A 12151-nucleotide genomic window follows, 5' to 3' on the forward strand; every position below is an offset into this window, starting at 1 on the left:
GCACATGACGCAACCGCTTGATATCCCGACGCTGTCCTTGCGTGGCCGCTGTTTGATCGAAGCCAGTGCCGGTACCGGCAAGACCTTCACTCTGGCGGCCCTTTACGTGCGGCTGGTGCTGGGGCACGGCGGCGAAGCTGCCTTCGTCAAGCCGTTGATGCCGCCGGACATACTGGTGGTGACCTTTACCGAAGCGGCGACGGATGAATTGAAGAACCGTATTCGCCAGCGGCTGCGTGATGCACGCGATGCGTTGCTGGGCCACAGTACGCCTGATCCCGTGCTGAAAACGATCCTCGATTCGTTGCCGGAAGGGCAGCAGACCCGCAATGCGCTGCGGCTTGATCAGGCTATGCGCATGATGGACGATGCTTCCATCTTCACCATTCACGGGTTCTGCCAGCGCATGCTGAAACGGCATGCGTTCGACAGTGGGACACCGTTTCAAGCGGAGCTGCTGGCTGATCCTCAGGCACTGTTCGATCAGGAGCTGGAAGACTACTGGCGGCGCGAGTTCTATCCACTGCCGGCCGATGCGCAGGCGCTGGTACAGCAGTGCTGGGCAGGACCGCAGGCACTGGGCGATAGACTGCGGCCGCTGCTGGCCAGCGGACGTCCTCAGCCGTTGATTTGGCAAGACCAGCCTATTGATGCACCCGCGTCGCTGCGTGAGGTGTTGCTGCCCGCGCTTCATGCACAGCAGCGGGCCGCCGAGGCGCTGGCCGCGGCACGGGCTGCCTATCAGGACGATGTGCTAGTACTGCTGCGCGAGGGGATAGAAAGCGGTCAGCTGAAAAAGAACCAGTTCAAGCTTGAACAGCTGGAAAGCAAAGGGGAAGCGCTGGCGCAATGGGCCCAGAACGGCGGTGAATGGCCGGCCACGTTGCTAATGACCAGCGGTGAGGCGTGGTGCAGTGCGGCGCGACTCGCACAGGCGACCAAGAAGGGGGGCACGCCGCCGCAGCATCCATTCTTCAATGCACTGGATGCGTGGAGCGATGCCCGTTGCCGCAGTGATGACTATCCGCTGGAAGCACTGATGCTGGCTCATGCTCGCGATGGACTGGCCGCAGCGCTGATGAGGCGCAAGCAGGCCGATGGGGTCTGGGACTTTGACGACCTGCTGAATGCGCTGGACGATGCGCTGCAGGGGCCGATGGGTGGGCGGCTGGCTAAGCGCATTCGCACCGAGCTGCCCGTAGCGCTGATCGACGAATTTCAAGATACCGATGAGGTGCAGTACCGTATCTTCGATCGACTGTACCCCGCGCGTGAGCATTATCAGGACGCCGATACCGAGTTTGCCGGTGCAACAGCACTGCTGCTGATCGGCGACCCCAAGCAGGCGATCTATGCGTTCCGCAATGCGGACATCAACACCTATCTGCGCGCTCGTCGCGATATCACTACCCGCTACACGCTGGCGCGCAACTTCCGTTCGTCACAGGTCATGGTCGATGCGGTTAATCGCCTGTTCTCGGCTGCTGATGAACCCTTCCGCCACCCCGATATTCCGTTCGTGTCAGTTGAGGCGCAAGGGCTAGACGAAGTGCTGGAACAGCAAGGTGAACCTGCGCCCGCACTGGGGTGCTGGTTTCCTGACAGCGACGATTTCATGCGCAGCGGTGAATACAGCCGCACGATGAGCGATGCCGCGTGCCATGATATTTGGCAGCTTCTGCATGACAGTCAGCTTGGTAGTGCGGGCTTTCGTCAGTCAGATGGCGTGTTGCGTCCCGTGCGTCCAGCCGACATTGCCGTGTTGGTGCGTACTGGGAGCGAAGCGCGTCGGGTGCAGGAAGCGTTGCGCAAGGTGGGCATTCGCAGCGTCTACCTGAGCCTGCAGCGTTCGGTATTCCAGACCCGCGAAGCGTTCTGGCTGTTGCAGCTGCTGGAAGCGGTGGCCCACCCGCATGACGATGGCTGCATCCGTAGCGTTATGGGCACTCGTCTGATGAGCGATAGCCTGGATGAAGTGGCGCACCTGATCGACGATGAACTGCGCTGGGAGCAGCTGACCGAGCAGTTTGATACGTTCCACCGTGACTGGCAGCAGGTGGGAGTACTGGCGATGGTGCGGCGGATCATGCAGCACTTCGATATCAGTGCACGTCTGCTACGGCGCAGCGATGGCGAGCGCAGCCTGACCGATTTCATGCATCTGGTCGAGTTGACCCAAACCGCCAGCCAGCAATTGGACGGTGAACTGGCCGTACTGCGCTGGTTGCATCGCGCACTGGCGGCGCGCTTCGACAGTGATATGGACCCTGAGTCGCTGGTGCAGCGTCTTGAAAGTGACGATGCGCTGGTCAAAGTCATCACTATCCACAAGTCGAAAGGGTTGGAATACCCCATTGTTTATCTGCCCTTCGTCTGTGATTACCGCCCTGAAGCGGGTAACAAGCATCAGGCGTGCACCGTAACCGGTGATGATGGGCGCAGAAGCGTGGCCTACGAGGCGACCAGTGCGCTGTGGGAACGGGCAGATCAAGCGCGCCTTGATGAGAATATCCGCTTGCTGTACGTCGGGCTTACCCGCGCGCGCCATGCCTGCCGTCTTGGCGTTGCACCGCTGTTCAAGGGACGCAGTCGGCCGAGCAGCAATGAAACCACGCTGGCGTTGAGCGCGTTGGGCAACCTGCTGCTGCGCGGTGCCGAGCGCCAGGTGACGGGTAAGGACATGGAGCAGTTGCTGGACGGTACCGCCGTGCGGGAGCGCCTACAGGCGTTGTGCGAAACACCCACCTTCGTGATGCTGCCACTGCCAGCTCCTTTGCCTGCTAACGCACTGTTGCAGGAGGCGCCACCCTCCACCGCGCTAGAGGCGCGCTCCTTCTCCGGTGATATTGATCGCCGCTGGTGGATTGCATCGTATTCTGCGCTGGTACGTGATCTGCACGGCGAAGCGCCGCTTGACCCTGACGGTCAGGCGGGCATGGCGGATTCAGACCGCGAAGTGCTGAATGAAGAAACACCGCGACCTGCGCCGCCGCTAGGGCCGATCGTCAACTTCCCGCGGGGGCCGCAGGCAGGGACGTTCCTGCACGGCATCCTGCAGAACGTGCAGTTCGATCAGCTCAAAAGTGTGGAATACAGCTACACGCTGCGTGTTGATATCGGTCGCGCGCTGGCACGCTCTGGCTATGAAGAGGGCTGGGGTGATCCACTGTATGCATGGCTGATGACGCTGGTTGAGACGCCGCTGCACCCTCAGCTGTCTACGCTGACGCTGGCGGCTATTCGCCAGTGGCGTGCCGAGCTGGAGTTCTGGCTGCCCGTCACCGCAGAGGTGTCCATCGGCACACTGGACCGGGTGCTGCGCAGTATGGAGCCGTGGACAGGGGCCGACTACCCCGAGCTGACGGCAGGCACACTGCGCGGGATGCTGCGCGGCTATATTGACATGGTGTTCGAGCACGAAGGGCGCTGGTACCTCATGGACTGGAAGTCCAACCATCTTGGCGATCAGGGCGAAGACTACCGTCATGACGGCATGAGCCGCGCCATGATCGCTCATCGCTACGACCTTCAGTACGCGCTCTATACCCTTGCGCTGCATCGCCAGCTGTCGATCCGGCTACCCGACTATGACTACGACCGCGATATGGGCGGGGTGCTGTACCTGTTCATTCGCGGCATTGGTTCCCAGACAGCCAGCGATGGTCAGGGGGTGATCTACCGTCGTCCAGACCGTGCGCTGATTGAGCGTCTGGATGCCCTGTTGACCGGCGTTTCGGCGTCCCGAGAGGTGTCCCATGCCTGACCAGATGTCTCTGTTCGATCTGCCTGCCGTTCCGGCCTCGCCATTGCTGGGCAGCGATCCGCTGGAGGTGCTGACACAGCAACTGGCCAACTGGGTCGAATTGGGCTGGCTGCGTACGCTCGATCGTCATTTTGTGCATTTTCTGCGTGAACACGGTGAGCTGGATGTCGTGGCACTGCTGTCGGCGGCCTGGGTTAGCCATCAGCTGGGAAGAGGACATATCTGTCTCGACCTGTCGCAGGCACTGTCTGATCCCGACGCTGTGCTATCGCTGCCGCCGCAGGACGGGCGGGCATTGCAGTACACGGACACCACCGTGATGCCTTCACGGTTGCTGCCGTCGTTTGGTATCGCTTCGTTGACGCAGTGGCTGGAAAGGCTGCAGGCCTCGCTGATCGTAGCCGTGCCGGATGCCGATGCACCGGAGCGGTTGAGCGCTGCTGCACCGCTGGTGCTTGACGGCACGCGCCTCTATCTGCGGCGGATGTGGCAGGCCGAGGGCGGCGTCGCCCGTGATCTGGCTCAGCGCATGACACGGCACAATGCGGCCATGCCTGATGCCACACAGGCGCTGACCGCGCTGTTCGGCCCGCCACAGGATATCGGTATCGACGACCAGCGAGTGGCGTGCGCATTGGCCCTGCAACAGCGACTGACCATCATCTCAGGCGGCCCCGGCACGGGCAAAACGACGACGGTGACGCGCCTGCTGGCGCTGTTGCAGCAGCAGGCGTTGGCTACTCAAGGGCGCCCTTTGCATATCCGGCTTGTAGCCCCTACGGGCAAGGCGGCCGCTCGACTATCCAGTTCGATTGCGGGCGCCGCTGCGTCGCTGGCGTGCGATGCCGCTGTGATCGACAGTATTCCTTCCGAAGCGGGTACGCTGCACCGTCTGCTGGGCGCGCGTCCCAATACGCGCCATTTCCGTCACGACCGTGAGCATCCGCTGATGCTGGACGTGCTGGTGGTTGATGAGGCGTCGATGGTCGATCTCGACCTGATGCATGCCCTGCTGCAGGCGTTGCCGGGCGATGCACGCCTCATTCTGATCGGTGACCGTGACCAACTGTCATCGGTTGAGGCGGGAGCCGTGCTGGGTGAGTTATGCGAGCGCAGCGAAGGGTTCAGTGCGGACGTCGCTCGCCAGCTGGTGGCGTTGAGCGGCCAGCGCCAGCTGATGACGAAGGAAGTCGTCAGTGCCTCCGTGGATGATCCCTCGACATCGCCGCTGCGCGATCACGTTGTTACGCTGCACCACAGCTATCGCTTCAAGGCGGACAGCGGCATCAGCGCGCTGGCGAAGGCCGTCAATGACGGCAGCTACAAAGCACTGCGTGCCTGCTGGCAGGCCGGATACGACGATATTGAATTCCACGTGCTGAACGAGAAGCAGCCCTTGGCACTCATCAAGCGAGCGGCGCACGAGTATCACGCTTATCTGGCGCTGGTGAGCAGCGGTGCATCGCCTTGGGATGTCCTGCAGGCGTTCAATCGTTTTCAGGTGCTGTGCGCATTGCGTCGTGGCCCAACGGGCGTGAAGGGAATGAATGAGGCGATCACGCAACGGTTGACGAAAGACGGTCATATCGACGGCCGCAAACAGTGGTACATCGGCCGCCCTGTGATGGTAACCCGCAACGACCCGCAGCTGGGGCTGTATAACGGTGACATTGGTATCGCACTGCCCGACCCACAGAGCGAAGGGCGGCTACGCGTTTTCTTCCCGGCTGCCGAAGAGGGAACAGTGCGTGCCATCATGCCGGGCCGTCTCAACGATATCGAAACGGTCTTTGCGATGACGGTACACAAATCGCAGGGCTCTGAGTTCGATCGCGTACTGTTGGTGCTGCCCGGTCAGCCGAATCCGATTATGACCCGTGAGCTTCTGTATACCGGGATCACGCGCGCTAAGCGTTTCTGTTCGATTGCCACCACCCATCCGGTGGTGCTGGAGCGTACCGCTCACCACCGTGTCCAGCGCGCCTCACATCTGCGTGCACGCTTAACGCGCTGTTACCGGATGCAACTATCGTCATAAAACCGGTTAGTCGCATGCCTTAAACCGTCACTGGCATTGCGGTCAGGAACGGACCTGCTTAAGTAAAGATAATCAAGCCTGCCAATAAGGATAAATTTCCCATTTGGTAGTACGTTAGCTAACACGTTGTAACAGTTTTGCTATGCTGAAACGGTGGAGCTAAAGGTACGGCGGTTATCTCGCGAGGGGAGGGTCTATATGAAACGTGCTGCGGTTATTGCCCAGATACTGCTGATCGTGGGTGGAATCAACTGGCTTCTGATTGGACTGATTCGCCTGAACCTGATCGACGCGCTGTTCGGGCCAGGAACGTTTGCCGCTCGCTTCATCTACGTCATGATCGGCCTGAGCGCCCTGTATGCCATTTCGTTCATCCCGCGGCTAAGCTGGCCATAGCCGCGCGGCCAGTATCCGGTTCATCAAGAGCGCCCTTAGGGTGCTCTTTTTTTATGAGTATTCTTATACCGTTATCATATTGATTCTACTGCGGTTAATGTATGTCTGATGCCAACAACGGCACTTTTAGGCAAAACGCTCTGCGTTATTGAGAGGGGCTAGAGATGTCCGGTAGCATAGCGAATTATTCATCGTAAACGGCAGAAGAAGCTGCCCTGAGCGGTCAGGGTGGGGCGCCCCAACGAGGGGTGCCTTCTTTCATGTCAACGACCTCGTAACACGGAGATAAGGCATGAGCATGTTGATGGAAGGCTTCCTCGAATACTCGCGCTTGGCGATCGTGCTGTGCTGGTTGCCCGTTCTGCTGGTGGTACGTCAGGCGGCGTTGAAGACCGCCATCATGCGTACCATTGTGCTGGCGGCGCTGGCGCTGACACTGGTGGTTAGCATGGCCTGCCTGCGTTTGGTGCGCCCGGAGCACCTGCTGACGGCAATCCTTGTCAGCCTGCTGGGGATTCGTGTGTATCGCTGGGGGCGGACATGGCAGGCGCGCACATTGCTGTTTGGCAAGCGGTTGGCTTTGTCGCCCACGCTCTATCCTCCTGCACCACAGCCGCGTGACGCGATCACAATCGCGGTTACCCTCGTTAATGCTTGGCTGGTGCTGGTTTGGAACCAACTGCTGGTGACCTACCCCTTGCCTACGCTGCTGCCGATTCAGGGGCGTTTGTGGTATGGCGCGGGCGCACTGACCGCAACGTTGGCATGGTTTGCGCTCGGCAGCTGGGGCGCCAGCCAGTTGGGACTGTATCTGGAAACGCGCCTGAAGTTTCCTAATGCTATCGTTGGCGGCCTGCTGCGCGCACTGGCCGTCGCCTGCGGTCTTACCACCCTGTATCTGATCGTCAGAAATATCGCGGCGTACGTCTGAACAACGGCTGTTGGGCGCAGGTAAAAACCGCCGCACATGGCATGTACGAGGCGTGTTCCACGGTGCGGCATTCAAGGCAGAGAAAGAACATCTAGCGGTATGGCAGGGGCAGAACAGCATGGACGTACGGGTACTGGCGTGCATCAATGATCGGCAGGGCGTGCTGTTGTTACTGGAGACGGCATGGGAGCGGCTTCACTGCCGTGCCGGTGGTGACACGGCCTTCACGGTTGGCGATGTGACCGATATCGAACTGGATATGACGCATGTCTGTATGTGGGGCATCGACGCTTTGCCTGCACGAACGGCTGATGATCGACTCGAAACCGACCCTCAGTACAGCTGGCTGACCGGCACGCTGGTGCGTAGTGGTGACAGCCAGACGGTATGTTGGCTTGAGCTTGGGCAGTCACTGATGGTTGTCGAGATCGACGGTGTGCCTGACGCTGTCGAACGCGTGACCTTGCGTTGCTCACATGATGCACTGCACGCGTTTGATACGCATTTATAGGGTGCTTGCCTGTTTACGGATGGGAAGACGTTATTTTAAAAGAACGGTAGGGTACTGGATCTGTACGTGTAGATTGAGTACGCCAATGAACCGCTCTGGGTGCCTATCGACGACGACGGGCACAACGCGATGTTTTCATTGTTGACGCCAGCAGGGCAGTACCGCCAGCTGAGCCGATGACATGATAACTATGCCGACGGTTGCTTCGATGCCCACGATGCCCATCAACTGCTTGACGGCATTATCGCTCTATGTGAACGCCATGCCATTTCATCGGAGACACTGACTACCCTGACGCTGTCGCGACAGAGCGCATCCACTCTGAGCATCCCGGCACTGGGCGATTGAGGCCATACGCGTAGCTAAGGCATGAGCGGCGTGCTTAAGCCGCATAAGGCTGACGAGTAGGGTACATGCCCTTGGTTTACTTACGCTTACTGATGATGCTACGCCCGCGCAGCGGTTGACCCTATGGGGGTGAAGGTCCACCGTTTCACACCTTCACACCTTCACACCTTCACACCTTCACACCTTCACACCTTCACACCTTCACACCTTCACACCTTCACACCTTCACACCTTCACACCTTCACACCTTCACACCTTCACACCTCCACACCTCCACACCTCCACACCTCCATCATGGCGCAGTTTATGTTGGCGGATGACTCGGTCGGAAGCGCTAGTCAGCGCTGGCGTTGAGAGTGCTTCCGCTGTTTTCGCCCTTACCAAGCGTTGTTTGCACGTGGATCTGTGCGTTGCTCGTAGGGGGGTTGGGTCAATATCTTAATAATATTAATAATGGATTTTCCATATATTGGAGGTCTTGTGATAGGCGCACCATACTTCTTCTAACGCGCGGGTCATCTGTTCAATGTGAACACGGCTTGCGCATGGGAATACGACGTTGAAGGTGGCTTATTGTTACCGTATGGAGGCTTGTACCGCTTATGGACGTTGCGCTTTTCATCCCTTGCTTTATTGATGCCTGCTTTCCACAGGTCGGCGTGGCAACGCTGGAGCTGCTTGAGCGGCTGGGGTGCTCAGTGAGCTACCCCATGAAGCAGACCTGCTGTGGGCAGCCGATGGCCAACAGTGGTTGTCATAAGGATGCCGAGGCCACGGAGCGGTTGTTCGTGCGCAATTTTGCTGAATATGACGTGATCGTTGGGCCGTCCGCCAGTTGCGTTCATCATATTCGTCATCATCTGGACCACCTTGAGCAGACAGATGAGGTTCAGCATGTGCGTCAGAACACGTTTGAACTGGTGGAGTTTCTACACGATGTGCTGAAAGTGGAAGCGTTTCCGTGGGCGTCATTTCCGCACCGTATCGGGTTGCACAACAGCTGCAGTTCGCTGCGTGGTCTGCGTGAGGCGTCGATGACCGAAATCGATGAGCCGTTCTTTTCCAAGCCCAAAGCGTTGCTGGAAAAGGTCGCGGGCATTGAGTTCGTTACGCCTCAGCGGCCCGATGAGTGCTGTGGGTTCGGGGGCACGTTCAGTGTTACGGAGGCTCCGGTATCAGTGAAGATGGGGCAGGACAAGGTCACCGATCATCACACCGCTGGTGCGGAATACATTGTCTCGGCAGATATGTCCTGCCTGATGCACCAGCAAGGCTGTGCGAAGCGGATGGGGCTGGATATCGGATTTCTGCATATCGCGCAGGTATTGAATGGCGTATCGGAACAGGAGCGGGCTCATGCACGCGGTTGATCATGTCGACAATGCGCGCCGTTTTCTGGCGCTGACCGATAATCAGGCCTTTCTTGACCGCAATTTGTGGGGATTGCGTCAGAAGCGCGATGCGCAGATGAAAGCGCACCCTGAATGGCAGATGCTGCGAACGCTGGCATCCGAGATCAAGGAACATGCGCTGTCTCATCTTGATGACTACCTGGAAATGTTCGAGCGCAATGCGCTGGCGAATGGGGTACACGTGCATTGGGCGGAAGATGCCGAAGCGCACAATCGCATCGTGCATCAGTTATTGGCGGCACATGGCGTCAAGACGCTGGTGAAGAGCAAGTCGATGCTGACGGAAGAGTGCGATATGCGCCCCTATCTGGCGGAGCGCGGTATTGAGGTGGTCGAGACCGATCTGGGCGAACGGATTCAACAGCTCGATAACGAGCTGCCCAGTCACGTGGTGGTGCCGGCCGTGCACAAGCTGGCACGCGATGTGTCGAAGGTGTTTGCGCGCACGCTGGGCACCGATCCCGACAATCATGATCCGCACTATCTGGCTGAAAAGCAGCGCGAGGCAACCCGTCCGCTGATGCTCGCCGCGCAGGCTGGGATGACGGGGTGCAACTTCGCCGTCGCTGAAACCGGTGCGGTGACGGTCTGCACCAACGAGGGCAATGCTGACCTGAGTGCCAATCTGCCGCCGTTGCATCTCGTGTCGATCGGCATCGAAAAGATCATTCCGCGCCAGCAGGATTTGGGCGTTTTTATCCGACTGCTGTCACGCAGTGCACTCGGCTCACCGATCACGCAGTACACCTCGCACTTTCGTGCGCCGCGGCGTGGCGGTGAAATGCACTTCATCTTGGTCGATAACGGGCGCAGTGCCCGATTGGCAATGGCGGATTTCTGGTATTCGCTCAAGTGCATACGCTGTAGCGCCTGCATGAACACTTGCCCGGTATACCGCCGCAGCGGCGGGCTCAGCTATGGCGGGGTGTACTCTGGCCCGATCGGGGCAATTATCGACCCCACGATGGACTTTAAGCGCTACAGCACCTTGCCATTTGCATCGACCCTCAACGGCAGTTGCACCAATGTCTGTCCGGTGCGGATCAACATTCATGAACAGATCTATAAATGGCGCGAACTGGTTGCCGAACAGCACGACCTGCCATTCATCAAGCGCAGTGCCATGAAGACGGCTGGCATCATCCTGTCGCATCCATTGCTGTACCGCGGTATGGTCAATGCCATGCACGCCACCGTACCGTATCTGCCTTCCGCGCTGGTCAATTCTCCACTGAATGCGTGGTGTGAAGGACGTGAGCTGCCGCCAATGCCGAAGCAGTCGTTCCGCCAATGGTACGCCGAACACCGCCAGCACAACGATCCGCACGGGGAGCACGCATCATGAACAGCCTAGAGGAACTGGCCGCCGCCAATGGCGAAAGCGGCACGATAGCAACGACCGATGCACGTACCAGCATGCTGGCGGCCATCCGGCGCAATCGCCCGGAGGCACGTCCACTACCGGATATCCCAGCATTTGACCATCGCCCTCCGGCGACGCCTGCTGCCTTTGCAGAAGCGCTGGCGTTGATGGGCGGGCAGTGGGATGACACCTTCATCAATGCATGCCCCGATGCAGAAACGCTAGGGGCTCATGTGCGCCAACTGTTTCCGCAGGCGCAGCGCTTCTGTAGCGCGGTCGAAGGCATTGCGGGTGTCGAGGCGCTTGATCGTGATGCAGCCCCGTATGCACTGGATGATGTCGATGTGGCGATCGTGCGTGCCCGTTTCGGGATCGCAGAAACCGGATCGGTGTGGCTGAGCGAAGAGGAACTAGGCACCAATACGCTGGGTTATCTTGCTCAGCACTTGGTGGTACTGCTTGATCCGCAGGCGATCGTCAGCGATCTGCATGCCGCCTATGCGCGTGACGATTTCAGTACCGTGCACTATGCGGTGCTAATGTCCGGCCCCTCGGCCACGGCTGATATCGAAGGCATTTTGATACGCGGTGCGCAGGGCGTGCGCAGCCTGCACGTATTGGCGTGCCCGCTGGCCTAGTCGCTGCGGTGGAATGCAACCGTCCGTTGCTAACGAACGCGCAGCAACTGAAGTGCAGTCAAAAGGATGAGTGAGCGGCCGCGAGAAGGCGCGGCTGAATGTGACGAGCGTAACGTTGCGGGTTCAAAAAGACCGGAGTCATAGCGGCTCTGGTCTTTTTTATGATCGAACAGCATCCCGCAGGCGTTCATTGCGGCGGGTTAGCGGGCGAAGCGATGCCCATTGCGGTTGGCAAAGTGCCAGACATGGCCATCGAGCGATACGGTCAGGGGCACATCGCGCACCACCTGCTGTGCCCACCAGTTGACATCGTTGGTGTCGACGGGAATTTGGTCGGTCACGATCTCAGGATTGTCACTGCTTTCGCCCTGCACCATGATCTGGCGACCGTTGACGGTAATGGGGTAGGGCGCATCACCACTATGGCCTTCAGGCAGATACAGAAAGATGAACGGATTGGCATTTTGGCAGCCTCGGCACGCGTAGCCACCGAGCAGTATCTCGGGATCTTCATCGGCCGAAATCCTCCCCTTGACCTGAACGCCCCCCTGAGCGGCATCAAACACGTCTTCGCTGATGTCCCAACTGGCAGCCTGCGACGTGGCCGTCAGCAGTAGCCCAATGCTCAGGCCAACGGCCTTCACCGCTAATGAGCGGATACGTGAAGAAAAAGGCCAGAAAGGTGCGACGCGATTCTGCATAGTGGTATTCCGTATAACAAAGAACGTTCGATAAGGGCTGAACGATAGGC

At 59.1% G+C, this 12151-nt stretch carries 9 protein-coding genes; 8 read left to right on the forward strand and 1 reads right to left on the reverse strand.

What is annotated here, in order from left to right:
• The first annotated feature begins 4 nt into the window (after nt 1-4).
• The 8 genes from recB to ACMHYW_RS04875 all read left to right on the forward strand — a co-directional run bounded on the left by recB (nt 5) and on the right by ACMHYW_RS04875 (nt 11400).
• Nucleotides 5-3763, forward strand: coding sequence for an exodeoxyribonuclease V subunit beta (gene recB, locus ACMHYW_RS04840; RefSeq protein WP_414501123.1), 3759 nt, complete (start codon nt 5-7; stop codon nt 3761-3763).
• The gene (recD, locus tag ACMHYW_RS04845; protein WP_414501124.1) at nt 3756-5801 is read left to right on the forward strand and encodes an exodeoxyribonuclease V subunit alpha; all 2046 of its coding nucleotides are present in this window, start codon (nt 3756-3758) and stop codon (nt 5799-5801) included. Before recB ends, recD begins: the two co-directional genes overlap by 8 nt.
• A 198-nt stretch (nt 5802-5999) precedes the next feature.
• A complete protein-coding gene (locus ACMHYW_RS04850) occupies nt 6000-6197 on the forward strand; it encodes a DUF378 domain-containing protein (RefSeq protein WP_414501125.1) in 198 nt (65 codons plus the stop codon).
• A 292-nt stretch (nt 6198-6489) separates the two neighbouring features.
• Complete coding sequence (locus ACMHYW_RS04855; protein WP_414501126.1) at nt 6490-7128, forward strand: hypothetical protein; 639 nt, start codon at nt 6490-6492, stop codon at nt 7126-7128.
• A 10-nt stretch (nt 7129-7138) separates the two neighbouring features.
• Nucleotides 7139-7639 carry a hypothetical protein gene (locus ACMHYW_RS04860; protein WP_414501127.1) on the forward strand — a complete coding sequence of 167 codons (501 nt, stop codon included), beginning with the start codon at nt 7139-7141 and terminating at the stop codon, nt 7637-7639.
• A gap of 950 nt (nt 7640-8589) precedes the next feature.
• Entirely contained in the window at nt 8590-9357 is a 768-nt protein-coding gene (locus tag ACMHYW_RS04865; RefSeq protein WP_414501128.1) for a (Fe-S)-binding protein, read from the forward strand.
• On the forward strand, nt 9344-10744 hold the full coding sequence (locus tag ACMHYW_RS04870; protein ID WP_414501129.1) for a lactate utilization protein B: 1401 nt from the start codon (nt 9344-9346) through the stop codon (nt 10742-10744). Before ACMHYW_RS04865 ends, ACMHYW_RS04870 begins: the two co-directional genes overlap by 14 nt.
• Entirely contained in the window at nt 10741-11400 is a 660-nt protein-coding gene (locus tag ACMHYW_RS04875) for a LutC/YkgG family protein (protein ID WP_414501130.1), read from the forward strand. The genes ACMHYW_RS04870 and ACMHYW_RS04875 overlap by 4 nt, the downstream gene beginning before the upstream one ends.
• A 200-nt stretch (nt 11401-11600) precedes the next feature.
• Here the strand turns inward: ACMHYW_RS04875 and ACMHYW_RS04880 are convergent, their stop codons facing one another.
• Nucleotides 11601-12101 carry a hypothetical protein gene (locus tag ACMHYW_RS04880; RefSeq protein WP_414501131.1) on the reverse strand — a complete coding sequence of 167 codons (501 nt, stop codon included), beginning with the start codon at nt 12099-12101 and terminating at the stop codon, nt 11601-11603.
• Between the last annotated feature and the right edge of the window lie 50 nt (nt 12102-12151).

Origin of the sequence: Zymobacter sp. IVIA_12111.31 C1 (genome assembly GCF_047495495.1) — a bacterium.
GTDB lineage: Bacteria > Pseudomonadota > Gammaproteobacteria > Pseudomonadales > Halomonadaceae > Zymobacter.

Excerpts from the sequence above, each read along its gene's own strand:
- recB (WP_414501123.1), top strand. The coding sequence starts at position 5 with ATGACGCAACCGCTTGATATCCCGACGCTGTCCTTGCGTGGCCGCTGT.
- recD (WP_414501124.1), top strand. The coding sequence starts at position 3,756 with ATGCCTGACCAGATGTCTCTGTTCGATCTGCCTGCCGTTCCGGCCTCG.
- ACMHYW_RS04850 (WP_414501125.1), top strand. The coding sequence starts at position 6,000 with ATGAAACGTGCTGCGGTTATTGCCCAGATACTGCTGATCGTGGGTGGA.
- ACMHYW_RS04855 (WP_414501126.1), top strand. The coding sequence starts at position 6,490 with ATGAGCATGTTGATGGAAGGCTTCCTCGAATACTCGCGCTTGGCGATC.
- ACMHYW_RS04865 (WP_414501128.1), top strand. The coding sequence starts at position 8,590 with ATGGACGTTGCGCTTTTCATCCCTTGCTTTATTGATGCCTGCTTTCCA.
- ACMHYW_RS04870 (WP_414501129.1), top strand. The coding sequence starts at position 9,344 with ATGCACGCGGTTGATCATGTCGACAATGCGCGCCGTTTTCTGGCGCTG.
- ACMHYW_RS04875 (WP_414501130.1), top strand. The coding sequence starts at position 10,741 with ATGAACAGCCTAGAGGAACTGGCCGCCGCCAATGGCGAAAGCGGCACG.
- ACMHYW_RS04880 (WP_414501131.1), bottom strand. The coding sequence starts at position 12,101 with ATGCAGAATCGCGTCGCACCTTTCTGGCCTTTTTCTTCACGTATCCGC.